Annotated in this window: 21 protein-coding genes; 11 read left to right on the forward strand and 10 right to left on the reverse strand. The window is 74.6% G+C overall.

Annotation, left to right across the window (positions count from 1 at the left end):
• Positions 1–24 precede the first annotated feature (24 nt).
• The gene (locus V6U89_RS05155; RefSeq protein WP_334569453.1) at positions 25–1,056 is read left to right on the forward strand and encodes a hypothetical protein; all 1,032 of its coding nucleotides are present in this window, start codon (positions 25–27) and stop codon (positions 1,054–1,056) included.
• 194 nt (positions 1,057–1,250) lie between these two features.
• On the opposite strand, the gene V6U89_RS05160 is transcribed toward V6U89_RS05155, so the two are convergent.
• Positions 1,251–1,760 (reverse strand): DUF6912 family protein, encoded by a 510-nt coding sequence (locus V6U89_RS05160; RefSeq protein ID WP_334569455.1) that lies wholly within the window; start codon positions 1,758–1,760, stop codon positions 1,251–1,253.
• Between the two features lie 198 nt (positions 1,761–1,958).
• Here V6U89_RS05160 and V6U89_RS05165 point away from each other — a divergent pair, with 198 nt between their 5' ends.
• Both V6U89_RS05165 and V6U89_RS05170 read left to right on the forward strand, forming a co-directional pair.
• The gene (locus V6U89_RS05165) at positions 1,959–2,186 is read left to right on the forward strand and encodes a helix-turn-helix domain-containing protein (RefSeq protein WP_334569457.1); all 228 of its coding nucleotides are present in this window, start codon (positions 1,959–1,961) and stop codon (positions 2,184–2,186) included.
• A gap of 104 nt (positions 2,187–2,290) precedes the next feature.
• Entirely contained in the window at positions 2,291–2,875 is a 585-nt protein-coding gene (locus V6U89_RS05170; RefSeq protein ID WP_334569816.1) for an Rv3235 family protein, read from the forward strand.
• 264 nt (positions 2,876–3,139) lie between these two features.
• On the opposite strand, the gene secA is transcribed toward V6U89_RS05170, so the two are convergent.
• Complete coding sequence (gene secA / locus V6U89_RS05175) at positions 3,140–6,067, reverse strand: preprotein translocase subunit SecA (protein ID WP_334569459.1); 2,928 nt, start codon at positions 6,065–6,067, stop codon at positions 3,140–3,142.
• A 169-nt stretch (positions 6,068–6,236) separates the two neighbouring features.
• Between secA and V6U89_RS05180 the strand changes: the two genes are divergently transcribed.
• Both V6U89_RS05180 and V6U89_RS05185 read left to right on the forward strand, forming a co-directional pair.
• Complete coding sequence (locus tag V6U89_RS05180) at positions 6,237–7,397, forward strand: GNAT family N-acetyltransferase (RefSeq protein ID WP_334569460.1); 1,161 nt, start codon at positions 6,237–6,239, stop codon at positions 7,395–7,397.
• Positions 7,394–8,503, forward strand: a complete 1,110-nt coding sequence (locus tag V6U89_RS05185; RefSeq protein WP_334569461.1) for a GNAT family N-acetyltransferase — start codon at positions 7,394–7,396, stop codon at positions 8,501–8,503. The genes V6U89_RS05180 and V6U89_RS05185 overlap by 4 nt, the downstream gene beginning before the upstream one ends.
• A 74-nt stretch (positions 8,504–8,577) precedes the next feature.
• Here the strand turns inward: V6U89_RS05185 and hpf are convergent, their stop codons facing one another.
• The 5 genes from hpf to mtrA all read right to left on the reverse strand — a co-directional run bounded on the left by hpf (position 8,578) and on the right by mtrA (position 14,433).
• A complete protein-coding gene (hpf, locus tag V6U89_RS05190; RefSeq protein ID WP_334569462.1) occupies positions 8,578–9,201 on the reverse strand; it encodes a ribosome hibernation-promoting factor, HPF/YfiA family in 624 nt (207 codons plus the stop codon).
• Positions 9,202–9,447: 246 nt separating this feature from the next.
• Positions 9,448–10,152, reverse strand: a complete 705-nt coding sequence (locus tag V6U89_RS05195) for a ComF family protein (RefSeq protein ID WP_334569463.1) — start codon at positions 10,150–10,152, stop codon at positions 9,448–9,450.
• Positions 10,153–10,159: 7 nt separating this feature from the next.
• Entirely contained in the window at positions 10,160–11,980 is a 1,821-nt protein-coding gene (locus V6U89_RS05200; RefSeq protein WP_334569817.1) for an LpqB family beta-propeller domain-containing protein, read from the reverse strand.
• An 8-nt stretch (positions 11,981–11,988) separates the two neighbouring features.
• Complete coding sequence (gene mtrB, locus V6U89_RS05205) at positions 11,989–13,671, reverse strand: MtrAB system histidine kinase MtrB (protein ID WP_334569818.1); 1,683 nt, start codon at positions 13,669–13,671, stop codon at positions 11,989–11,991.
• Between the two features lie 72 nt (positions 13,672–13,743).
• Entirely contained in the window at positions 13,744–14,433 is a 690-nt protein-coding gene (gene mtrA, locus V6U89_RS05210) for an MtrAB system response regulator MtrA (RefSeq protein WP_334569464.1), read from the reverse strand.
• A 225-nt stretch (positions 14,434–14,658) separates the two neighbouring features.
• Here mtrA and V6U89_RS05215 point away from each other — a divergent pair, with 225 nt between their 5' ends.
• The 5 genes from V6U89_RS05215 to V6U89_RS05235 are packed head-to-tail and all read left to right on the forward strand — an operon-like array spanning position 14,659 to position 19,901.
• Complete coding sequence (locus V6U89_RS05215; protein WP_334569466.1) at positions 14,659–15,510, forward strand: hypothetical protein; 852 nt, start codon at positions 14,659–14,661, stop codon at positions 15,508–15,510.
• Positions 15,507–16,181: a DUF4129 domain-containing protein gene (locus V6U89_RS05220; protein ID WP_334569468.1), complete on the forward strand. Its 675-nt coding sequence runs from the start codon at positions 15,507–15,509 to the stop codon at positions 16,179–16,181. The genes V6U89_RS05215 and V6U89_RS05220 overlap by 4 nt, the downstream gene beginning before the upstream one ends.
• Positions 16,178–17,605, forward strand: a complete 1,428-nt coding sequence (locus V6U89_RS05225; protein WP_334569470.1) for a DUF4350 domain-containing protein — start codon at positions 16,178–16,180, stop codon at positions 17,603–17,605. The genes V6U89_RS05220 and V6U89_RS05225 overlap by 4 nt, the downstream gene beginning before the upstream one ends.
• Before the next feature lie 59 nt (positions 17,606–17,664).
• Positions 17,665–18,594 carry an AAA family ATPase gene (locus V6U89_RS05230; RefSeq protein ID WP_442933875.1) on the forward strand — a complete coding sequence of 310 codons (930 nt, stop codon included), beginning with the start codon at positions 17,665–17,667 and terminating at the stop codon, positions 18,592–18,594.
• Positions 18,591–19,901 carry a DUF58 domain-containing protein gene (locus V6U89_RS05235; RefSeq protein ID WP_334569472.1) on the forward strand — a complete coding sequence of 437 codons (1,311 nt, stop codon included), beginning with the start codon at positions 18,591–18,593 and terminating at the stop codon, positions 19,899–19,901. The genes V6U89_RS05230 and V6U89_RS05235 overlap by 4 nt, the downstream gene beginning before the upstream one ends.
• A 42-nt stretch (positions 19,902–19,943) precedes the next feature.
• On the opposite strand, the gene V6U89_RS05240 is transcribed toward V6U89_RS05235, so the two are convergent.
• Positions 19,944–20,996, reverse strand: coding sequence for a stage II sporulation protein M (locus V6U89_RS05240; RefSeq protein WP_334569475.1), 1,053 nt, complete (start codon positions 20,994–20,996; stop codon positions 19,944–19,946).
• A 41-nt stretch (positions 20,997–21,037) separates the two neighbouring features.
• On the opposite strand from V6U89_RS05240, the gene V6U89_RS05245 reads away from it, so the two are divergent.
• Positions 21,038–22,030 (forward strand): RDD family protein, encoded by a 993-nt coding sequence (locus V6U89_RS05245; RefSeq protein ID WP_334569476.1) that lies wholly within the window; start codon positions 21,038–21,040, stop codon positions 22,028–22,030.
• Between the two features lie 61 nt (positions 22,031–22,091).
• Here the strand turns inward: V6U89_RS05245 and efeB are convergent, their stop codons facing one another.
• Positions 22,092–23,408: an iron uptake transporter deferrochelatase/peroxidase subunit gene (gene efeB, locus V6U89_RS05250; RefSeq protein WP_334569478.1), complete on the reverse strand. Its 1,317-nt coding sequence runs from the start codon at positions 23,406–23,408 to the stop codon at positions 22,092–22,094.
• Positions 23,409–23,431: 23 nt separating this feature from the next.
• The gene (efeO, locus tag V6U89_RS05255; RefSeq protein WP_334569479.1) at positions 23,432–24,565 is read right to left on the reverse strand and encodes an iron uptake system protein EfeO; all 1,134 of its coding nucleotides are present in this window, start codon (positions 24,563–24,565) and stop codon (positions 23,432–23,434) included.
• Positions 24,566–24,587 lie beyond the last annotated feature (22 nt).

Below are 24,587 nucleotides of genomic sequence, written 5' to 3' on the forward strand. Positions count from 1 at the left end.
CGGGCGCCCGTCGAAGGGGACACGATGAGCAAGCAGCCCGGCAGCTCGACGGCCGCGCAGTCGGACCAGCCGGACAGCACCGACCCGGCCGACCAGGTCGACCAGGCCGAGCAGGTCGTGCCGGTGGCCGACGCCCCCCGCGCGGCGCGCGCTCCGGGCGCGCCCGTGCTGGCCCTGCTGGCGGTCGGTTGGCTGGCGGCGATGCTCTGGTCGACCCGCGAGGCGATCAGCTCGGCGGCGGCCGGCCTCACCGCGATCAGCCTCTCCGCCTTCGCCCTGCCCGGGGTCATCTCGGCCGCCCTGGTGGCCGGGACCGCCGTCGCCCTGGCGGTGACCGGGCTGCTGGCCCGGCGGGGCGTCGACCGGGCCACCCTGCGCTTCGTGGTGGCGGTCGGCACCGGCCTGCTGGTCGGGCTCGCCGCCGCCCTCGCGATCAACCTGACCTACGCCGACAACGCGACCACCAACACGATCGCCGGCACCAGCGCCGCCGCGGCCATCATCGGCGGGGCACTGGCCGGCGCCCGCGACGCCGCCCCGGTCGGCGCTGTGGTCACCGCCGCCCTGGGCACGCTGGTCTTCGTGGTGGCGTTCAGCCGGGCCCGTGACCCGCTGTTCGACCTCTTCGGCGCCGACGGCTCCCAGGCGTCGCTGGTGAGCGCCGCCAAGTGGGTCTCCCGCACCGAGTCGCTGCTCGCCGGCCTGCTCGCCGGCCTGCTCGCCTACGGCTACCTGACCTGGGCCCGCCGCCGGGCGCTGGGCCGCGACCCGGCGACGCCGGCGCTGCGCTGGCCGGCGTACCTGGTCGCCGGGGCCGGTCCGGGCCTGCTCCTACTGCTCGCCGAGGTGATCATCCGGATCGGCGGCCGGACCCTGCTCGACCTGGCCAGCGCGCTGAGCGAGGCGGACGCGGTCGCCCAGACCAGCCTCGGCACCTCCAGGATCGACAACGGCATCTGGGTGCTGTTCGTCGGCGCGCTGACCGCGCTCGTCGCCTTCGGCCGCACCCTCGGCCCGGCGCCCCACGACGACGAGCCGGAGCCGGCCGAGGACTGAGGCGTCCGCTCCGGCCCTGCCCCCGGCGGGGTCGCCGGTGGAGAAGAGTGATCGTCCCCGTGTGCGGCGGGTTGGGGTCTCCGGCGCCTGGGGCACCCCAACCCGCCGCAAACGGCCGCGTTGGTCGCAGCGGTGGCAGAGACCGCGGTGGTCGACGCCGACACGGTCGACGGGTGGGCCGTCGGCGGGTGGGGTCAGGAGGCGGCGCGGAGCAGCAGGTCCAGCTCGGAGGGGTCGTACCATTCCAGCTCGTGGTCCTCGGCACTGTCGACGGTGAACTGGGCGTCCGGGTCGCCCGCCAGGGCCTCGGCGACCACCTCGACGGCGGCGGCCACGTCGTCCACCGCGTCCGCCCCGTCGACGTGCAGCGCGGCCACCGACCGCACCGGCACCGGCTGGTCGAGCCGCACCGTGCTGGAGCCGAGGTCACCGTCGCCCCGGCCGACCGCCGACGGGGGCAGGTCCACCGAGACCACCACCCGGCGCCGGGGCGCGGCCGGATCCTTCCGCAGCAACTGGAGGGCGTCCTGGGCGGCGCGGGTGAACGCGACGTACTCCAGCTCCTCCTCGTCGCCCTCGGCGTACCACTCGCGCAGGGCGGGGGTGACGGCGTGCGCCTGGTCGGCCGACAGCCCCTGCTCCCGCAGCCGGGCCAGCATCGGCACGGTCGCCGGGACGTACACCCGGACCAGCTCGTCGCTCACCGTCGTATCCCCCGATCGTTCGCGGACCGGCGGGTCTGCCGGTCCCGGGCGCCGATCATGCCGTACGCCGAGACCGTCATACACCCCGCACCGGCCCGGTGGAAGTTGCCGCACCGCACCGTCGGCCGGGTGGGTGCTGGGCGGGTCCGGCCGGTGGTGGCAAACTGAGGCAAACGACGTCAACACCGGGGGTTATCCGTGGAGCCGAGGTTTCTCCTGCTCTCCGACGTGGCCACCGAGTTGAACGTGTCGGACTCGCAGGTCTACCACATGGTGCGCAGCGGAGAGCTGCCCGCAATCAAGATCGGCGGGCGCGGCCAGTGGCGCGTCGAGCGCGTCCAGCTGGAGGAGTACATCCAACGCAAGTACGCCGAAACCGCCGAGTGGGTACGCGGAAACCCGCTCGCCGACCGCGACACCGAGTAGCCACCCGGACGCCGACCGCCATTGACGGTGGGCACTGTCATGCCCGATTATCGAAGCCTGTCGGAGGCAAACGAAGGCAAACGTAACGATCAGAGGTGAGCAGCATGGTCGACTCCCGCCGTCCCGGTCCCGCCCGGCCCCCGGTCCGGCTGCGCCCGGCCCCGGTCAGCGACCCGCCCTACGTCGACGAGTCGCCGGATCTCTGGCCCCGCCTTACCGGCCAGCTCGCCCTCGACCTCTTCGGTGCCGCGCACCAGAGCGCCGGCCGCCCGCCCGGCCGGCGGCACGACTCCCGCCCCGGGCCGCCACGGCCCCGCTCCGGCCCGCCGCCCGGCGCCCTCGCCACGGCCACGCCCGAGGCCGGCCGGGCCGCCCAGCGGTTCGTCGCCACCTTTTTGGAGATCCTCAACGGCTACCGCCCGCCCGGGCAGCTCCGGTCCCTGGTCGAGCCCGGACGGGCCGCCGAGGTGACCGAGCAGCTGGCTCGGGCATCGGCCCGCACCGGTCCGCACCGCCGTCGGTCGAGCCGGCCGGTGGTGCACCTGCGCCGGCTCCGGGTGTGCGAGCCACGGTCGGCGGCCGTCGAGGCCGCCGCGGTGCTCGCCGGCGCCGGCCGCACCTGGGCCCTGGCGGTACGCCTCGAACACCGCCGGGGCGGCTGGCTCTGCACCGCCCTCGAGGTGCTCTGACCACCTCGCCCTGCTCTGACCACCTCGCCCTGCTCTGACCGCCTCGCCCGCGTGCCCGGACGGGCATGATCCACTCCAGAACGCCGACATGCTGCCATCGGAGCGCCTCGGACACCGCCACGTCCGGAACGGCGAAGGCGGCCCCGCACGGCCGGCCCTTCCAGACACGCGAGGGTGCCGGCGGAGCCGACGGCGAGAGCCGCAGTCCCGGGGGACTGCGGCTCTCGTCGTACCGACTCGGCGGGGCGGGGCCCCGCGTCAGGATCAGGCGCCGCCGTTGGGCGCGCCGTGGCAGCGCTTGTACTTGCGGCCGGAGCCGCACGGGCAGGGCGCGTTGCGGGACGGGCCGTTGCCGCCCTCGGCGCGCTCCGCCGGCACCGACCCGGTCCGGGCGGTGCTGGCCGCGACGGCCTGACCGCTCGCCCCGGTGGCCGCCGGACGACGCGGCGCGCCGGACGCCCCCGGCGCCGCCGGACGGGCCGGAGTCTCCGAACGCCCGACGCCCAGGGCGGGCGCCTGCTGCTCCGGGTGCTCGATGACCGGGGTGCCCCGGCCGGCCTCGCCGTCGACGGCGGGGGCGGAGTACTGCAGGCCCTGCTGCTGCGGCGCGCGGTTGAGACCCTTGGCCCGGATCTCGACCGGCTTCTCCAGCAGCTGGACCTCCTCGGCCTCCGGCTCCGGCTCCTGGACCTGCACCTCCAGGTTGTAGAGGAAGCCGACCGTCTCCTCCTTGATGCCGTCCATCATGGTGGCGAACATGTCGAAGCCCTCGCGCTGGTACTCGATGACCGGGTCGCGCTGGGCGTACGCCCGGAGGCTGATGCCCTCCTGGAGGTAGTCCATCTCGTAGAGGTGCTCGCGCCACTTGCGGTCGATGACCTGGAGCAGCACCATCCGCTCCAGCTGGCGTACCGCCTCCTCGCCGAGCTGCTCCTCACGCCGGTCGTACGCGGCGTGCGCGTCCTCCTTGAGGCGGGCCAGCAGGAAGTCGGCGTCGATGCTCGCGCGGGCGCCGCCGGCCTCCTCCTCCATCTCCTCGATGGAGATGCCCACCGGGTAGAGCTGCTTGAGGCTGGACCAGAGCTGCTCCAGGTCCCAGTCCTCGGCGTAGCCGTCGCTGGTGGCGCCGGTGACGTACGCGGTGACCACGTCGTCGATCATGTTGCGGACCTGGTCGGAGAGGTCCTCGCCGTTGAGCACCCGCAGCCGCTCGGCGTAGATCACCTGGCGCTGCTTGTTGAGCACCTCGTCGTACTTGAGGACGTTCTTGCGGATCTCGGCGTTCTGGCCCTCGATCTGCGCCTGGGCGCTCTTGATCTGGCGGGTGACCATCTTCGACTCGATCGGCACGTCCTCCGGGATGTTGAAGCGCTCCATCACCGCCTCGACCGCACCCGCGCGGAAGCGCTTCATCAGCTCGTCCTGCAGCGACAGGTAGAAGCGGGACTCACCCGGGTCACCCTGCCGGCCGGCCCGACCGCGTAGCTGGTTGTCGATCCGGCGGGACTCGTGCCGCTCGGTGCCGAGCACGTAGAGGCCACCGGCGTCGGCGACCTCCTCGGCCTCGGTTTCGCAGGCCTGCTTCCAGACGGGGAGGACCTCCTCCATCGCCTTGGCGTACTCCTCGTCGTTCTCCAGCGGGTCGAGGCCGCGCTGGCGCAGCTCGCTGGCGGCGAGGAACTCGGCGTTGCCGCCGAGCAGGATGTCCGTGCCACGGCCGGCCATGTTGGTGGCGACGGTGACCGCGCCCTTGCGGCCGGCCTGGGCGACGATCTCCGCCTCGCGGGCGTGGAACTTGGCGTTCAGCACCGAGTGCGGGATGCCGCGCCGGCGCAGCAACTGGGAGAGGATCTCCGAGTTCTCCACCGAGACGGTGCCGACCAGCACCGGCTGGCCCTTCTCGTGCCGCTCGGCGATGTCCTCGATGACCGCGTTGAACTTGGCCCGCTCGGTCTTGTAGATGACGTCGGCGCGGTCGATCCGGACCATCGGCCGGTGTGTCGGGATGGTCACGACGCCGACCTTGTAGACCTTGTTGAACTCGCCCGCCTCGGTCTGGGCGGTACCGGTCATGCCGGAGAGCTTCTCGTAGAGGCGGAAGTAGTTCTGGAGGGTGATGGTGGCCAGGGTCTGGTTCTCCTGCTTGATCTCCACCCCCTCCTTGGCCTCGATCGCCTGGTGCATGCCCTCGTTGTAGCGACGGCCGTGCAGGATGCGGCCGGTGAACTCGTCGACGATCAGGACCTCGCCGTCGCTGACGATGTAGTCCTTGTCGCGCTTGTAGAGCTCCTTGGCCTTGATCGCGTTGTTGAGGTAGCCGACCAGCGGGGTGTTCACCGACTCGTAGAGGTTGTCGATGCCGAGCCGGTCCTCGACCTTGGCCACGCCGCGCTCGGTGACCGCGATGGTGCGCTTGGCGTAGTCGACCTCGTAGTCGCCCTCGCCGTCGGTGCCGGGCTGGAGCCGGGCCACCACGCCGGCGAACTCGGAGTACCAGCGGGCGGAGTGCTCGGCCGGGCCGGAGATGATCAGCGGCGTCCGGGCCTCGTCGATGAGGATCGAGTCGACCTCGTCGACCACGGCGAAGTTGTGGCCGCGCTGGACCAGCTCGTCGCGCGACCAGGCCATGTTGTCGCGCAGGTAGTCGAAGCCGAACTCGTTGTTCGTGCCGTAGGTGATGTCGCACTCGTACGCGGCGCGGTGCTCGGAAGCCGGCCGGTTGGGCAGGACCACGCCGACGGTCAGGCCGAGGAACTCGTGCACCCGGCCCATCCAGGCGGCGTCGCGCTGGGCCAGGTAGTCGTTGACCGTGACCACGTGCACGCCCTTGCCGGACAGGGCGTTGAGGTAGACCGCCATGACCGAGGTCAGGGTCTTGCCCTCACCGGTCTTCATCTCGGCGATGTTGCCGAAGTGCAGCGCCGCGCCGCCCATCACCTGGACGTCGTACGGGCGCTGGCCGAGCACCCGGGCAGCCGCCTCGCGCACCGTGGCGAACGCCTCCGGCAGCAGGTCGTCGAGGGTCTCACCGTCGGCGAGCCGCTCCCTGTACTGCTCCGTCAGGCCGCGCAGCTCGTCGTCGGTGAGGTTGACGTAGTCGTCCTCGATCGAGTTGACGGCGGCGGCGATGGCCTTGAGCCGACGCACCATACGGCCCTCGCCGGCGCGGAGGACCTTTTCCAGAATCGACACGGATCAACGCTCCCCTAGACAGTCTCGAACCATCGTAGGCGCTCCATCGGCGCGATGGTCACTGGTGGCGGCGGTCCGGCCCGGCGAACCCGACATATCGCGCAGGCGGTGCCGCCACCGGCGGTTATCCGGTTACGCCCACCGCGAACGATCCGGCACGATGGCTCGGATGGAGCCTGTGGAGATCATCGAGGACGGCCTGCTGCTACGCCCCTGGCAGGCCGCCGACGCGGACGCCGTGCACCGCGCCTGCCAGGACCCGGACATCCAGCGCTGGACCACCGTACCCCGCCCGTACCTGCCGGAACACGCCCACGGGTTCGTCACCGGCATCGCCCCGACGGCCTGGGCCGGGGGCACCGGGGCACCGTTCGCGGTCTGCGCCGCCGGCACTGGCGAGCTGCTCGGCTCCTGCGGCCTCGTCTCGATCGACCGGGCCCTGGACTCCGCCGAGATCGGCTACTGGACCGCGCCCTGGGCGCGCGGCCGGGGCGTCACCGTACGGGCCACCCGGGCGGTCGCCCGCTGGGCGTTCGACGCGCTGAAGCTGCGCCGGCTGGTCTGGCAGGCCGAGGTCGGCAACCACTACTCCCGGCTGGTCGCGCTGCGCGCCGGCTTCCAGGTCTCCGGCGAGCTGCGGCTGGCCCACCCGGCCGAGGGCGGCCGGACGGCCGGCTGGATCGGCTCGCTGCTGCCCGGCGAGGTGCCCACGCCGGGCGAACCCGGGCCGGCCGGCCCGGACACCCTCGACGCCCGCCGGGCCGCCGTCTTCGGTCGGCCGCAGCCCGTCCTCTTCGCCACGGCGGGCGACACCGAGCTGCGGCTGCGCCCGATGGAGGAACGCGACCTCGACGCCGTCGTCGAGAGCTGCCGGGACCCCGACACGGTCCGCTGGACCACCGTGCCGCACCCGTACCGGCGCGAGGACGCGGAGGGCTTCCTGCGGGACTTCGTCGACGCGGCCTGGGCCCGGGGCACCGGGGCGTACTACACCGTCGCCGACCCCGACGACCGGTACGTGGCCTCGGTCGACCTGCGCGTCGGCCCCGACCCGCTCGTCGGCAACGTCGGCTTCATGACCGCCCCGCACGCCCGGGGCCGGGGCTACATGCCCGCCGCCGTGGGCGCGCTGGCCGCCTGGGGCTTCACCACCCTGGGCCTGGCCCGGATCGAGTGGCTGGCGCTGGTCGGCAACACCGCCTCCCGCCGGGTCGCGGAGAAGGCCGGGTTCTCGTTCGAGGGCACCGCCCGGGCCCGGCTGACCGCCCGCGACGGCGGCCGGGGCGACGCCTGGGTGGCCGCGCTGACCGCCGAGGACCTGGCCCGGTGACCCCGGAGACGATCGAGGCGGACGAGGTCCGGCTGCGTCCGTTCCGCCTCGACGACGTCGCGGACACCGCCACCGCCTGCGCCGACCCGCTCACCCGACGGTTCATCTCCGGCATGCCCGACCCGTACACCGAGCAGAGCGCCCGGTGGTGGATCACCGAGGGCGCGCCGGCCGCCTGGGCCACCGGCGGCGCCGCGTACGCGATCGCGGACCCCGCCTCCGACCGGCTGCTCGGCGGGATCGGGCTGAGCCAGCCGGTCCCGGCGCGGGGCCAGGCGGAGATCGGCTACTGGGTGGCGCCGTGGGCGCGCGGCCGGGGCGTGGCCAGCGCCGCCACCCGCGCGCTGGCCGGGCACGCCCTCGCCGCCGGCGCCGCCCGGCTGGAGCTGCTCACCCACGAGGAGAACGCGCCGAGCATGCGGGTGGCGCTCGCCGCCGGCTTCCGGTACGAGGGGGTCCGCCGGGGCGCGAACCCGACGCGCGGCGGCGGGCGGCACGACCTGTGGGCCTGGGTACGCCTCGCCGACGACCCCGCCGGCCCGACGCCCCGGGCGCTGCCGGACCTGCCGGACGGCCGGCTCGGCGACGGCGTGGTGACGCTGCGCCGGCTGACCCCGGCGGACACCGACGCGCTGTACCGGCTGCACACGCTGCCCGAGGTGGTGGCGAGCCGGGTACGGCAGGCCCCACCGACCCGGGCGGCGATCGCGCGGCGCTGCGCCGTCGCGGAGAGCGAATGGCTGGTCGGCAGCTCGGCCGACTTCGCACTCTGCGACGCGCGCACCGGGGAACTGGCCGGCGGCTGCGCGATGATCTATGACGAGCCAGCCACCGGCCAGGCGATGCTCGGCTACAGCCTGCTGCCCGAGGCGCGCGGCCGGGGGCTGGCCACCCGGGCGGTGCGCCTGGTCGCCGACTGGGCCTTCGGGCCGGTCGGGCTGGCCCGGCTCTGGGCCGGTACCGCGCCGGACAACGTCGGCTCCCAGCGGGTGCTGGAGCGGGCCGGGTTCCGCCGGGAGGGGCTGATGCGGGGTCGGCTCCCCGGCCGGGACGCGGTCCGGGCGGACGCGGTGCTCTACGCGCTGCTCGCCGACGAGCCGCGCTGAACGCGCGGCGGCCACCGGAGCCGGGATGGGCGAACCACCCGGCTCCGTGACCGGCTGCGAGGGGTGGACAGGGGTCAGATGTCGAGCGAGATGATGCCGTAGTCGTACGCGTGCCGCCGGTAGACGACGCTCGGCCGGCCGGTTTCCTTGTCGTGGAACAGGTAGAAGTCGTGCCCCACCAGTTCCATCTGGAACAGGGCGTCGTCCACGGTCATCGGCTCGGCGGGGTGCACCTTGGCCCGGGCGATGTGCCAGGGCTGGTCGTCGTACTCGTCGGCGGGCTCCTCGGCCCGGTCGGCCACCGCGGTGGCCGTACCGCCGGGCGGCGCGGCCAGCTCGGCCACCGGCAGACCGGCGGTGGCGGCGGCGACGGAGAGCGGCGCGTGCCGGCCCCGGTGCACGCGGCGGCGGTCGGCCGCCCGGCGCAGCCGGGTGTCCAGCTTGGCGATGGCGGCGTCGAGCGCGCTGTAGAAGTCGCTCGTGCAGGCCTCCGCCCGGATCACCGGCCCTCGGGAGACACAGGTGATCTCCACGCGTTGGCAGGTGTCGGACTGGCGGGGATTGCGTTCGTGGAACAACTCCACGTCGACTCGGATGAGCTTGTGGTCGTAGCGTTCGATTTTTGCGAGTTTCTCAGCTACGTGCACCCGGTAATGGTCCGGCACTTCGACGTTTCGGCCCTTGACCACGATGTCCACGTGACCTCCCTTTTTCGGATGGTCGTCTGATCTTCAATCCGGTCGACCGACCCTGGGAGCATCCCTTCGGCGTCGACCGGTCAGGTACGGCTACGCCTCCTTCCACCGCCGGGGGCGGGTTTGAAACCTCCTACCCCCGACAGGAAAACGCTAACTCCTGTTCGGCCGGCAGTCACCCCCAGTTGTCGAGAACGCTCAGGAATTTCACACCTCATACACCAAGGGGTGAAACGGAAACACGAAGCGTTACCAATGGCGTCGTTTTTGCGTTGCGGCGAGCACCGCCGCGACGTTTGGCGTTATTCCCAGGCCTCGCAATGTGCGGGCCACCGCGGCCAGGGTGGCCCCGGTGGTGAGGATGTCGTCGAGCAGCACCACGCTGCGCCCGGCGGCTTCGCGCCCGCCCCGGCCCGCGCGGGCCCGGAACGCCGACGCCGCCGCGGCCGCCCGCCCGGCGCTGTCCATCGCCACCGAGTCGGGCCGGGGCAGCGCCCGCAGCGGCCGGGCCGTCCGCACGTCCCACCCCGCCCCGCGCAACCGCCGGGCCGCGTGCCGGGCCAACCGACCCAGGTGGTCGCCGTAGCGGGACCGGGCCGCCGCGGCGGTGTCCGGCACCGGCACCAGCAGCACCGGCCGCGCCGGGCTTACCGCGTCGGCCACCACCTCGGCCAGCAGCGCGCCCAACGGCCCGGCCAGGCCGTGCCGACCCCGTTCCTTGTACGCCAGCAGCGCCTCCCGCAACGGCCCGGCGTACGGGCCGAGGGCGTGGCAGGGCGGCAGGTCGGGCGGGGCGGGGGTGGGGCGCGCCGGGGCGGGGCGCAGCGCGCCGAGCGCGTCGGCGCAGGCCGGGCAGAACCCCCGCCGGCTCGCCGAACCGGTCCGCCGGCAGCCCGCGCAGCCGCTCGGCAGCACCAGGTCGGTCAGGTCCGCCCAGAGCCCCACCGCCCGCACGACGCCCTCAGTACAGGAAGAAGGGGGCGGTCGGGCTGCCCGGGCGGACGCCGGCCGGTGGCGGCGCCACCTCCAGCACCTGGTCGCGCCGGATGGTGTCCGGCGAGGGATACCGGTAGGCGACTCCGTTCGCCTCGTACATGATCAGCGCGCTGGGCAGCGGCACCACCGGGTTCGTCGGGTACGCGGCCAGGTGCGTCACCCGGGCGCCCACGTCGGCCACCAGCGCGGTCTCCAGCGCACCGTCGGTGCTCACGTAGTAGACCGCCGAACGGTCCGCCGTACCGGCCACGACCAGGGTGTTCTCGTCCGCCCAGTCGACCGCGGACAGGTCGCGCAGCGAGGTGGCCACCGCGCGGGCCGGGCCGACCGAGACCAGGCCGCCGGCCAGGTTCACCGCCGCCAGGTGCAGCCGGCCGCCGATCACCAGGGCGAGCCGGTGCCCGTCCAGCGAGCCGGCCACCGCCGTCACCCGGCCGGAGACGGTCAGCGGCACCGGGACCGTCCGGGCCCGGTCGTCGAAGCGGTAGAGCTGGCCGTCCGCGGCCACCAGCCCGTACGGCTGGCCGGGGTCGAGCGAGCGCAGCCACATCGGGCGCCCCATCGCGCCGAAGGTCTGGGTGCCCCGGTGGACGCCCTCCACCGTGGCGGTGCCGGATCCGACGGCCAGCCGCTGCCGGCCGCCCGGGGCGCTGACCACCAGAGCGGCGAAAGTCCTGTCCTCGACCCGGCTGATCCCGGCCGAGACGACGTTGCGGTTGTCGGCCGGCATGAGCGGCACCACCCCGCTGGCCTCGCCCGGGAAGTTCAGCCCGTGGACCGCGCCGTCGTAGACGGTGAACCGCTGCGGGGTGACGTCGACCGGGTAGAGCGGGTGCGCCAGGCGGTGCTGCTCGAGGTCCGCGATCGCCACCCGGGACTGGTTGCGGGTGGTGAGCTGGAGTTGGCCGTCCAGCTCCGGCAGCGACCAGGCGAGCTGGATGCCGATCCTGCCCAGCTCGCGGTTGTCGTCACCCGGCAGTTCGAGGGTGACCTCCCAGCGGCCGCCCGTCTCGATCGCGTTGTTGATCAGCGCGGTGCGGTCCGGCAGGGGCCGGGCAGCCGGACGCAGCCATTCCGACGGGCCGGCGAGCAGCCACTTGACCACCTCGCTGACCCTTCGCTCGTCCGGCACCGCCAGCGGCAGGTATCGCTGGTCGGCGACCAGGCGGGTCTGGTCGGAGTTCCAGAAGTAGACCGGCCTGGTCTGGTAGTACTCCCGCAGCGCCCGCTCGCTGAGCAGCAGCACGTTCGGCGGGTCGGTGACGAAGAGGCCGGCCTCCTCGGTGCCCTGCTGCCCGGGCGAGACGGCGCCGCGCAGGGTGAACCGGTACTCCCGCTCGGTCGCCACCGGTGGCGCCAGGACGCCGTTGGACCGCAGCACGCCGATCTGCTGCACCCGCAGGAGCACGAAGAACAGCCCGTTGGCGTTCTCGGTGATCACCGGGTTCTCGGTCAGCCGGATCACGTTGACCGCGACCTCGCTGCCCTGCTTGTCCTGGAGGCGGCTCTTGTTCTCCGGCGCGATGAACTGCTTGACCCGGGCGTACGCCCGGTCCGGCTCGCCCGCCGCGGCGGAGAGGAAGTTGTGGACGAAGGTCTCCCGGTCGTTGCCGGCGGCCGCGCGGGCGGGCGGCTCGCTGCGGCGGGAGCTGGACGAGCCGGCCGCCACCGCCGGCCCGGACCCGTCCACCTGCACCTCGGTGTGCTCCGGGATGCCGCAACCGGCCACGGCCAGCAGCGTGGCGCAGAGCGCCCCGGCCAGCGTCCGCCCGCGCGGTGCCGCCATCCGTAGGATCACGAACGCACCTCCGACCGGTCGTCGCCGGCGGCCGGGGCCGGCCCGATGGCCAGGGTGCCCTCGCCGACGGGGCCGATCGCCAGCAGCTCGCCGGGGCGCGGGCCGCCGAACGGCAACGCGGCGTCGGCCGGCACCAGCCGCAGCGGCGAGGTGGTCAGTCGGTCCCCGGCGCGGGCCGGCAGGGTGAGCCGGAACTGGGCGCCCTGCCCGGGCGCGCCCCACGCCTCCAGCCAGCCGCCGTGCAGCCGGGCGTCCTCCAGGCTGATCGACAGGCCCAGGCCCGTCCCGCCGGTCTGCCGGGCGCGGGACGGGTCGGCCCGCCAGAAGCGGTTGAAGACCAACTTCTCCTCCCCCGGCTTGAGCCCGACGCCGTGGTCGCGCACGGTGATCGCGACGGCGGTCTGGTCCATGCCGAGGGTGATCAACACCGGCTTCGCCTCGCCGTGCTCGACCGCGTTGCCGACCAGGTTGCGCAGCACCCGCTCGACCCGGCGGGGGTCGACCTCGGCGATGACCGGCGTGGTCGGCACGTCGAGGTGGATCGGCACGCCGGCCCGCTCGGCCAGGCCGGCCAGCCGGTCGGCGACCCGGTGCACCACCGGCACCAGGTCGGTCGGCTCGGCGTCGAGCATGGCGAAGCCGGCGTCGAAGCGGCTGATCTCCAGCAGGTCGGTGAGCAGCTCCTCGAACCGGTCCAGCTCGGCCTGGAGCAGCTCGGCGCTGCGGGCGACGGCCGGGTCGAACTCGTCGCGCTCCGCGAAGATCAGGTCGGCGGCCATCCGGACGGTGGTGAGCGGGGTACGCAGCTCGTGCGACACGTCCGAGGTGAACCGGCGCTGCAACCGGGACATCTCCTCCAGCCGGAGGATCTGCCGTTGCAGGTTGGTCGCCATCTGGTTGAACGAGGCGGCCAGCAGGGCCAGGTCGTCCTCGCCGTTGACCACCATCCGCTGGTCGAGCAGGCCGGCGGAGAGTCGCTGCGCGGTCCGGGCGGCCACCCGTACCGGGGTCACCACCAGGCGGGTGACCAGGGCGGCGAGCAGGCCGAGCAGCAGCACCAGGGCCACCCCGGTGGCGAGCACGGTGGCCCGGGCGTCGGCGGCGGTGGCGTCCTGCCGGGTCAGCGGCACCAGGTAGTAGAGCTCCAGCTGGCCGAAGCGGGTCGGCACCGGCGAGCCGTACACCAGGTACTTGGTCCTCGGGCCCCCGAGCCGGCCGGTGCGGACCTGGTGGGCGACCTTGCCGTCCGCGACGGCGGCCCGCAGCTCCCGGCTGATCAGCGGCCGGACGTCCGTCGCCGGGGAGGTCCGGGTCTCGATGATCCCCGCGTAGCTGTCCGCGGTGATCGCCACGACCACCCCGCTGGCCTGCTGCGGGTCGCCCCCGGCCAGGTAGTTGACCGTGCCCTCGATGGTGTCCTGGAGCTGGGCCTCCTGCGGCTGGCTGTAGAGGTTGAACTGCTTCGCCGAGTAGTCGCTGCCGCTGCGCAGCCGCAGCAGCACGTCGGTCTGGGCGTTCTCCACCAGGATGTTGGTGATCTTGTCGGCGATCAGGTAGGCGAAGCCGCCGACCAGCAGGCTGGAGGCCACCAGCGTGATGGTGACCACCCGCACCTGCAACGACCGCCGCCAGGTCTGGTGCAGGCCGAGGCCCTGAGCCACCAGGGCACGGCAGAGCACCCGCGCGGCGGGTCGCCAGCCGGCGGGGGTGCGGGAGTGGGGGGTCGGGGAGCTGGTCACGGTGCGACCAGGCTATCCGGTACCCGCCTTGTAGCCCACGCCCCGAACGGTGAGGATGATTTCCGGGCGCTCCGGATCCGGCTCGATCTTGGCGCGTAGCCGCTGCACGTGCACGTTCACCAGCCGGGTGTCGGCCGCGTGCCGGTAGCCCCAGACCTGCTCCAGCAGCACCTCGCGGGTGAAGACCTGGCGCGGCTTGCGGGCGAGCGCGACCAGCAGGTCGAACTCCAGCGGCGTCAGCTTCACCTCCTCGTCGTCCCGGCTGACCGTGTGCGCCGGCACGTCGATGGTGATCTGGTTGCCGGGCGGCCCGATCGTCAACATCTCCGGGGCGACGTCCTCGCCGCGCCGCAGCCGGGCCCGCATCCGGGCGACCAGCTCCTTGGGCTTGAACGGCTTGACCACGTAGTCGTCGGCGCCGGACTCCAGGCCGAGGACCACGTCAACGGTGTCGCTCTTGGCGGTCAGCATCACGATCGGCACGCCGGATTCGGTCCGGATCGCCCGGGCCACGTCGATACCGCTCATACCGGGCAACATCAGGTCGAGCAGCACGATGTCGGGTCGATTGTCCCGGAACGCGGCCAACGCCCGTTCCCCGTCGGCGACGAACGAGGGCAGGAAACCCTCGCTGCGCAGGACGATGCCGAGCATCTCGGCGAGCGCGGGGTCGTCGTCGACCACCAGTACCCGGGCTCTCATGGGATTTATGTTTCCATCCCCGTTCAGTTCGGTGGGATCGGCGTCACCCGGCACGGTACTGCCGAGCGTGGTGTCACCGCACGTCCCACGCGGAAGACCGCCGCCGAAGGTCATCTGTGAGGGCCGCGCGGCGTGCGGGTCCACCCGATCGGACGGGCCGTGTCACCATGATCCCCCGGGTGCCCCGCCGCCCGCCACCGAGACCCGTCAGGAGCAGGAGTACGCGTGCCCGACGTCGGCCCGACCGCCGTGCTCCCGAGGCGCCCGCTCACCGTCGGCGAGCTGCTCGACTCGGCCGTGCTGCTGCTGCGTACCCAGGGCCGGCTGCTGCTCCCGCTGGGCGCCCTGTTCGCCGTCGGCGAGCAGCTCCTGCTCCACCCGCTGCGGCTGGCCGCCGGCGTCGAGCCGCCGAGCTGGCTGCTGGGCGTCGACGGGTTCCCTGCGCTGTGGTTCCTGCTGGCGCTGGGCGCGGCGAGCGAGGCGGTGATCGTCACGCTGCTCGGCAACCCGGCCGCCCGGGCCGCCGGCGCCGCGCTGCTCGGCCGCCGCGCCGGCGTACGCGAACTGCTCCGCCCCCGGGACGCCCGCTACGGCGCCACCCTGCTCCTCGCGCTCCTGGTCGGCCTCGTCGTCATGCTCGCCGGCCTGATGGGCCCCCTCTGGTTCCTCGCATACGCCCTGTTCGGCTCCGTCGCGGCCGCGCTGGCGGTGGACCGGGTGCCGGTGGAGCGGGCGGTCGGCCGCGCGGCGCGGCTCGCCGGGCGCGGCGGCGGGCAGGCCGGCGCCGTCCGGCTGCTCGGCTACCTCGGCTGGTGGATCCTGCGGGTCGGCCTCGGCCTGGGCGTCCTCACCGGGCTCGACTCCCTCGACCTGATCGATCTCGACGACCCGGCCCTGGCCCAGGTCGCCGCCATCACGGTCTGGGCCGGCGTGAACACCGTCGCCTACCCGGCGCTGGCCTGCCTGGACGCGGTGATCCACCTGGACAACCGGATGCGCACCGAGGGCCTCGACATCCGGCTCGCCCGCTCCCCGGCCGGCCTCGCCGAGCCCGTCCTGCTGGCGGCCGACCGATGAGCTTCAGCCGCTGGTGGACCGAGGCCACCGCCGCGCTCGGCGACCTGCTGCCGCTGCCGCTGGCGGCGCTCCTGCTCCTGCTGGCCGCCGGGTTGGCCGCGCTGGCCTGGTACCACTGGCCGGCGTGGGTGCCGCGCCGGCTGCCCCGGCTCCGGCGCCGCCGACGCCGCTTCCGGCTGCCCGGACTCCGCCTCCGGTTGCCCCGATTCCGCTTCCGGCCACCCCGGCTCCGGCTGCCCCGGCTCCGCTTCCGACTGCCCCGCTGGCGACGGCGCCGGCCGACCCGGCCCGCCGCCGGGACCCCGGAGCTGCCCCGGCCCCGGGCGGGCGACGCGGCACCGACCCCCGGGCCGGCGCTCTCCCTGGCCGACCGGCTGGCCGCCGAGGGCCGCTTCGCCGAGGCGGTACGGGAACGGCTGCGCGGCATGGTCCGCCGGCTGGTCGCGACCGGGGCGGTCGAGCAGCGCCCCGGCATGACCGTCACCGAGCTGACCGAGGCGGCGGCCCGCAACCGGCCCCCGGTCGACCCGACGCTCCGCGCCGCGGGCACGATCTTCTCCGAGCTCTGGTACGCCCGGCGTACCGCCTCCGCCGAGCACGACCGGCGGATGCGGGAGCTCGCCGACGAACTGGACCGGGTGCTGGCCGGCGGTCCGGAGGAGCCGCGATGACCGCCACCGCCGCACCGCCGGCCGCCACCTCGACCGCCCCGCCCCCGCCCCGGCGGCGACGCCGCTGGCACCGGTTGGTGATCCCGTTCGCGCTGGCCGCCGTGCTGCTCACGATCACCGTGGTCACCCACGCGGTCGACCAGCCGGACGCCACCGAGCGCGGCTACCTCTCCCCGGTGGCGACCAACGACGACGGCGGCAGCCGGCTGGCCGAGGCGCTGCGCGGGCAGGGCGTCACCGTGCAGCGGGAGACGGACACCCTGCGCGCCCTGGTGGCGCTCGACAGCGGGCCGGCGACGCTCTTCGTACCGCAGCCGGAGCTGCTGCACCCGGACACCGTCGGCGCGCTGGGTGAGCTGCCGGCCGGCCGCCGGCTGGTCCTGGTCGACCCGTCCCTGCGGGTGCTGGAGTCGGTGGACCTGCCGGTGGCGCGGGCCGACCGGCGCTGGGCCACCCGGGCCGTCGCCCCGGACGCCGACGGGGTGCCGTGCCCGCTGCCCGAGGCCGCCCGGGCCGGCACCGCCGCCGCCCGGCTCCAGCGGTACGCCCCGCGGGCCGACCTCGCGGCCACCCTGCGCACCTGCTACTCCGGTGGGCTGGTGCACCTGCCGTGGGCGGCCGACGTGGTGGTGATCGGCGCCGGCGACCCGTTCCGCAACGACCGGATCGGCGAGTGGGGCAACCAGGCGCTGGCCACCGGGCTGCTCGGCGGCCACGGCCGGGTGGTCTGGCTCGACCTGGACGGACCCGCCCCGCCCCCGCACTTCGGCACCGGCAGCAGCGGCGAACCCGCCTGGTCGCCCACTCCCGGCGGCTCGACCACCTACAACGGCGGTGACGGCAACGGCGGGCAGCCCGGTGACGGCTACCCGGGCGGCTCCGGCGACTCCGGCGACCCGTCGGAGGGCGACGACCCGGCCGACGGCGACGAGCAGGACCAGGGACAGGCCCAACCGCCGGACCCGCAGAACCCGCTCTGGGCGGCGTTCCCCGCCTGGTTCTGGGCGCTGCTGGTGCAGCTCGCGCTGGCCGCGCTGCTGGTGGTGCTCTGGCGGGCCCGCCGGCTCGGTCCGCCGGTCGCCGAGCCGCTGCCGGTGCGGGTCCGCTCCGCCGAGACGGTTCTCGGCCGGGCGCGGCTCTACCAGCGCGCCCGCGCCCGTGGCCCGGCCGCCGACACGCTGCGCGCCGCCGCGCTCGACCGGCTCGCCGCCCGGCTCAACCTGCCCGCCACCGCACCGCCCGCGGAGGTGGCCGCGCTGGTCGCCGCGCGGACCGGCGACACCATCGACGAGGCGCACGAGCTGCTGTACGGCGGGGAGCCGTCCTCCGACGCCGAACTGCTGGCACTGGCCCGGTCGCTGGACCGGGTGACCCGTACGGTCGCGGCACCCCCCGACCACCCGACCGAAGGAGACCTCCGGTGACCCACCCCGTCGCATCCGCCGCGACCGCGACCGCCGGCGCGGACGACGCCCGTGCCGCCCTGCACCGGCTGCGCGCCGAGGTGGCCAAGGCGGTCGTCGGGCAGGACGCCGTGGTCACCGGCCTGGTGATCGCGCTGCTCTGCCGGGGGCACGTGCTGCTGGAGGGCGTACCGGGAGTGGCCAAGACGCTGCTGATCCGGACGGTCGCCGCGGCGCTGGACCTGGATTCCAAGCGGGTGCAGTTCACCCCCGACCTGATGCCGGGCGACGTCACCGGGTCGCTGATCTTCGACCCGCACACGGCCGCGTTCACCTTCCGGGAGGGGCCGGTCTTCACCAACCTGCTGCTCGCCGACGAGATCAACCGGACCCCGCCGAAGACCCAGTCGGCGCTGCTGGAGGTCATGGAGGAGCGGCAGGTCTCCGTCGAGGGCGCCCGCCGGCCGCTGCCGGACCCGTTCATCGTCGCCGCCACCCAGAACCCCATCGAGTACGAGGGCACGTACCCGCTGCCGGAGGCGCAGCTGGACCGGTTCCTGCTCAAGCTCACCGTGCCGCTGCCCACCCGGGACGAGGAGCTGGGCGTGCTGCGGGCCCACCACGCCGGCTTCGACCCGCGGGACCTGGCCGCCGCCGGCGTACGGCCGGTCGCCACCGCCGCCGACCTGGCCGCCGCCCGGGAGGCGGTCGGCCGGGTGTACGTGGCCGAGCCCGTCCTCGGCTACATCGTGGACCTGTGCCGGGCCACCCGGGCCACCCCGGCGCTGGAGCTGGGCGCCTCGCCCCGGGGCGCGACGGCCCTGCTCAACACGGCGAAGGCGTGGGCCTGGCTGGCCGGGCGGGACCACGTCACCCCGGACGACGTCAAGGCCACCGCCCGGCCGACGCTGCGGCACCGGCTGCGGCTGCGCCCGGAGGTGGAGCTGGAGGGCGTCGGCGTGGACGCGGTGCTGGACACGGTGCTCGCCACCGTGCCGACGCCGCGATGACCTGGCGGGCGGCCGTCCTGCTGCTGGCGGGCGCGCTGACCCTGCCGGCGTGGCCGGACCCGTTCCTCGGGGTCGTCGCGATGACCGGCGCGGTGCTGCTGCTCTGCGCCCTGGACTGGGCGCTGGCCGCCCCGCTGCACGCGGTCACCGCCACCCGTGAGGGCGACCGGACCGTCCGGCTCGGCGGCACCGCCACCGTCGCGCTGCGCCTGACCAACACCTCCGGCCGTACGCTGCGCGCCCAGGTCCGCGACGCCTGGGTGCCCTCGGCCGGGTCCCGGCCGGACGTCCCACCGGAGCGGGTCGTGCCGGTACCGGCGGGCGGCGACGCGCTGCTGCCCAGCCGGCTCACCCCGACCCGGCGCGGCGACCGGCCCGCGGTGGCCCTGGCGGTGCGCTCACTCGGCCCGCTGGGGCTGGCCTTCCGGCAGCGCGCCGGGCGGCCGGTCACCCCGGCCTGGACCCTGCGGGTGCTGCCGCGCTTCGACTCCCGGCGGCACCTGCCGGAGAAGCTCTCCCGGCTGCGCGTGATCGACGGCATGCAGGTCACCCGGGGACGCGGCCAGGGCACCGAGTTCGACACCCTGCGCGAGTACGTCGTCGGCGACGACGTCCGCTCGATCGACTGGCGGGCCAGCGCCCGGCGGGCCGACGTGCTGGTCCGCACCTGGCGGCCGGAGCGGGACCGCCGGCTGGTCTGCGTGCTGGACACCGGCCGCACCTCGGCGGTACGCGTCGGCGACGAGCCCCGGCTGGACACCGCGATCGACGCGGCGCTGTTGCTCACCGCGCTCGCCGCCCGGGCCGGCGACCGGGTCGACCTGATCGCCGCGGACGCCGCGATCCGGGCCACGGTCACCGGCAGCGGACGCCCCGCCCTGCTCGGCAAGCTGGTGACCACGCTGGCGCCGCTGCAACCGGCGCTGGTGGAGACGGACTTCGAGCTGATCGTCGGGGAGATCCTCCGCCGGGAGCGGCAGCGCAGCCTGGTGGTGCTCTTCACCGCCCTGGAGGCCGGCGCGCTGGGCGAGGGCCTGCTGCCGGTGCTGCCCCGGCTGGCCGCCCGGCACCGGGTGGTGGTGGCCGCCGTGCACGACCCGGTACTCACCCGGCTGACCACCGCCGCGCCGATCCGGCCCGAGGACGCCTACGCGGCGGCGGCGGGCTGGCGGGCGCTGGCCGAGCGGGACCGGGTGCGCGCCGCCCTCGCCCGGTACGGCGTGACCGTGGTGGACGCCCCGGCGGACCGCCTCGCCCCCATGGTCGCCGACACCTACCTCCGCCTCAAGGCCCTCGGCCAACTCTGACCCACCCGGCACTCCCCGACGGTCCGGGTGGTGTGGGTCAGGTCAGCGACCGGCGGGGTCGGCGGTCGGGGTCGGTCGGTGCCAGGCGCGGGCGGGGTCGGTGGAGGGCCACAGTTCGGCCAGCCAGGGGTCGGTGCGCTCGGCGGCGACCGATTCGGCGGCGACCGCCCGACGGCCGAGCACCACCACGTACCCGAGGAAGCCCAGCCAGACCGTGGCCCCGAGCGCCACGCGCAGCGCGATCGGCACCGGCGCCGGGGTGACGAAGGCCTCCAGCAGCGCGGAGACCGCGAAGAGCCCGACCAGGCCGACGGCGACCAGGATGGCCGAGCGACCCGCCTCGGCGACGGCCCGGCCCCGGGTCAGGTGCGCCGGCGGGGAGATCCACGCCCACGCCGTCCGCAGGCCCACCCCGGCGGCGACGAAGACCCCGGTCAGCTCCAGCAGGCCGTGCGGGGTGATCAGTCCGAAGAAGACGTCGGCCCGGCCGTAGGAGACCATCACGCCGCCGACCACGCCGACGTTGAGCGCGTTCTGCCAGAGCAGGTAGAACACCGGCACCACCAGTACACCGGACGCCAGGCACTGGGCGGCGATCCAGGCGTTGTGGGTCCACAGGTGGAAGGCGAAGGTCGGCGCGGAGAACTCGGTGTAGTAGCCGGCGAAGCCGGACTCGACGAGGTCGGCCGCCGCCTGCTGGCCGATGAACGCCGCGGCGGTGTCGGGGTGGCCGGCGACGTACCAGATGAGGAAGCCGCTGAGCAGGCTGAACCCGGTCGCCACCGCGCACCACCACGGCCAGGCGCGGTAGACGGCGCCCGGGAAGTCGACGGTGACGAACCGGGTCACTGCGGACCAGGACGCGCCGGGACGCCCGGTCACCCGGGCCCGGGCGCGCAGCACCAGCTGGGAGAGCCGGCTGACCAGACCCGGATCGGGTGAGCGGCTGCGCAGTGCGGACAGGTGGGTGGCGGCGCGCTGGTAGAGCGCCACCAGCTCGTCGACCTCGTCGGCGTCCAGCCGCCGCCGGTCACAGAGCTGTTCCAGCCGCCGCCACTCGTGTTGGTGCTCGGCGACGTACGCGTCGAGATCCACTCGTCCTCCCCCGTCCGGCGCTCATAGTGTTCACTGTGCGGGTGAGAGCGCAACCACCGGTGCCCGCCGCGACCGGCGCGGCCGACCGTTCCCCGACGGGCGCCGACGCCGGCCTGGTCAGCGGCGAGGCCGTCCAGTTGGACGTGCGGGCGGCCCGGCTGGGCTCCCGGGTGCTGGCGCTGCTGCTGGACGTCGCGGTCCAGCTGGTCCTGGTGGTGCTGCTCGGGATGGCGCTGGCGGGCCTGTCGCTCAACGCGCTGCCGGGCGTGGACGGCGCCCTGCTGAACGCGCTGGCGACCGTCCTGCTGGTGCTGCTGCTGGTCGGCTACCCGGTGCTCTTCGAACGCTTCAACCACGGCCGTACGCCGGGCAAGATGGCCGTCGGGCTGCGGGTGGTCAGCGCCGACGGCGGCCCGGTCGGGGTACGGCAGTCGCTGAGCCGGGCACTGGTCGGGGTCTCCGTGGAATGGCCCGGTCTGGTGCTGCCGCTGCTGAGCTGGGTCGCCGGCGTGGCGGTGATGCTCACCGACCGGCGCGGCCGGCGGCTGGGTGACCTGGTGGCCGGCACGATGGTGGTGCACACCCGTACCCAGCAGCCCTGGCTGCCGGCCCCGATGATCATCCCGCCGCTGACCGGCTGGGCGGTCCGCCTGGACCTGACCCGGCTGGACGATTCGCTGGCCCTGGCCCTGCGGCAGTACCTGACCCGGGCGCACCGGTTCGCCGAGCCGTCGCGAACCCTGCTGGCGCGGGCACTGTGGAGCGAGGTGGCCGCGGTGACGACGCCGCCACCGCCGGCCCGCGTACCGGAGCCGCTGCTGCTGGCCGCCGTGCTGGCCGAACGCAACCGCCGCGGGGCGCTGCGGCTGCGGCGGGCCCGCACGCTCACCGCCAGCCTCTGGCCCGAGCTGGCACCGGCCCCGGCCACACCCGCCGTACCCGTCGCGGCAACCTCGGACGCCACTCCGGCCGGCCTCCGCCCCGCCGTCCCGGCCCCCCGCCCCGCATCGGGCCCGCCGGCACCCCCGGCCTGACGCCCCTGCGGAGCGGCGGCGGGCACGATGGCCCGCTCGGCCGGACGGCGGCGGGAAACGGTCAGCTGAAGAGCGAGCGGCCCCACCAGTCGGCGGCGTCGCGGACGCCGGGCGGGCAGGCGAAGAGCGCGCTGGAGACGTGCCGCAGGTACTCGTTCATCACGTCGTTGCGGGCGAGCTGAGTCTGGATCGGCACGAACTGCTTGCGCGGGTCCCGCTGGTACGCCATGAAGAAGAGCCCGGCGTCGAGGCGACCCAGCCCGTCGGAGCCGTCCACGAAGTTGTAGCCCCGGCGCAACAACCGGGCGCCGTTGTTGCGGCTCGGGTGAGCGAGCCGCACGTGCGCGTTGTCGGCGATCACCGGCTCCCCGTCGTCGCCCTTGGCGTCGAAGTCCGGCTCGTCGAACTCGTCGCGGCGGCCCAGCGGCGCGCCGACGCCCTTGGTCCGCCCGACGATCTGCTCCTGCTCGACCAGCGAGGTGCGGTCCCAGGTCTCGACCTGCATCCGGATCTTCCGGGTGACCAGGTACGACCCGCCGGTCATCCAGTCCGGCCCGTCACCGGGCTGGGCCCAGAGCTGCTCGCGCAGCAGCGCGGCGTCCTCCGCCTTGAGGTTGGCGGTGCCGTCCTTGAAGCCGAAGAGGTTGCGCGGCGTCGCCTGGTCCCGCGAGGTCGACGAGGTACGCCCGAAGCCCAGCTGCGACCAGCGGACGCTCACCACGCCCATGCCGATCCGGGCCAGGTTGCGGATGGCGTGCACCGCCACCTGCGGGTCGTTGGCGCAGGCCTGGACGCAGAGGTCGCCACCGGAGATCTCCGGGCGCAGCGCGTCCCCGGCGAAGTGCGGCAGGTCTGCCAGGGCGGCGGGCCGCCGGTCGGCGATGCCGAACCGGTCCCGGCCCTGCGCGTCCCGGAACAGCGTCGGGCCGAAGCCGATGGTGAGGGTGAGCTGCGACGGCGGCAGGCCGAGCGCCTCACCGGTGTCGTCCGGCGGGGCCTCCGGCATGCCGTCGACCGCGCCGATCACCCCGGCGTCCCGGCCGGCGGTCATCCGCGCCGCGGCGGCCGTCCACTCCTGGAGCAGCGCCACCAGCCGGGCCCGGTCCTTGGTGATCACGTCGAACGCGACGAAGTGCAGCCGGTCCTGGGCGGGGGTGGTGATGCCGGCCTGGTGCTCGCCGTGGAACGGCACCGCGCCGGCCGCCACGTCGCCCGCCACCGCCTGGTCGGCGTCGCGGACCAGCAGGGCACCCGCGCCGGCGGCGACGCCGGCAACCCCGGCGACCCCCACCCCGGCGAGGGTGATGGCCCGCCGCCGGGACAACCCGCCCCGGGGAGCCTCGGCGGACGTGGTGGACGCGCTGCTCTGCTCGCTCATCGGTTCTCCTGTCGGACCGGCCGTCATCGGGCGACGACGGCGGCGACCTTGCTGATCGGCTCGGCGAGGGCGTTGATGCTGTCGGACAGCTCCTTGAGCTGGTCCTTGCTCAGCTCGGTGTGCAGCTTCCAGCCGTCGCCGGCCCGGTGCTGCCCGAGCGCCTTCTCGACGTTGGCGAACTCCGTGTCGAGCTGGGTGACCAGCTCGGGCGAGCGCTGCTCCAGGGCCGGGCGCAGCGCGGCGATCGCGGCCTTCGAACCCTCCAGGTTGGCGCTGAAGTCCCAGAGGTCGGTGTGCGAGTAGCGGTCCTCCTCGCCGGTGATCTTGCCGCTGGCCACCTCGTCGAGGAGCTCCTTGGCGCCGTTGGCGAGCTGGAGCGGGTTGAGCTTCTCGGCGTTGGCCTTGGCCACGATCTCCTTGACGTCGGCGAGCAGCCGGTCGGCGATCGGGCCGTCCTTGCTGATGTCGCCGGACTGCCAGAGGTCCTTCTCGATCCGGTGGAAGCCGGTGAACTCCATCCCCTCCTCGATGACCTCCTCGCGGCCGTCGATCTTGGGGTCGAGGTCGCCGAAGATCTCCGCCACCGGCTCGATCCGCTCCCAGTAGGTGCGGGCGACCGGGTAGAGCGCCTTGGCCTTGGCCACGTCGCCGGCCTTGACCGCGGCGACGAACTCCTCGGTCCTGGTGAGCAGGGCACCGGTCTGGCTGGCCACGTACCGCTGGTAGCTGGCGGTGGCCTGGGCCAGCGCGGCGTCCGGCGCGACGGTCGCGGCGGTGCCGCTGACCTTCAGCGCGCCCCGGATGCCCCGGCCGCTCATCCCGGGCTTGCACGCCGTCTCGTACGTCCCGGCGGGCAGCTCGACGCGCAGCTCGCGGCTGAGCCCCGGGGCGATGTTCTCCACCTCGCCCATCACCCGGTCACCGGCGGCGTACACGTAGAACTCGTTGACCTTGCTGCCGGAGTTGGTGATGGTGAAGGTCGCCTGGCCGGCGTCGAGGGCGGTGACGTCGACCTCGCAGGTGGTGTCGCTGGCCTTGACCTTCACCGCGTTGGCGCCCTTCGCGCCGTCCTGCTCCTTGTCGGCACTGCAGGCGGTCACACCGGTGACGGCCAGCACGCCGGTGGCGGCGAGCACCAGGAAGCGGGTGGTACGCATCAGTTTCTGTCTCCTCGGAGCA

The sequence above is a fragment of the Micromonospora sp. CPCC 206171 genome, assembly GCF_036906755.1.
Classification (GTDB): Bacteria; Actinomycetota; Actinomycetes; order Mycobacteriales; family Micromonosporaceae; genus Micromonospora; species Micromonospora purpureochromogenes.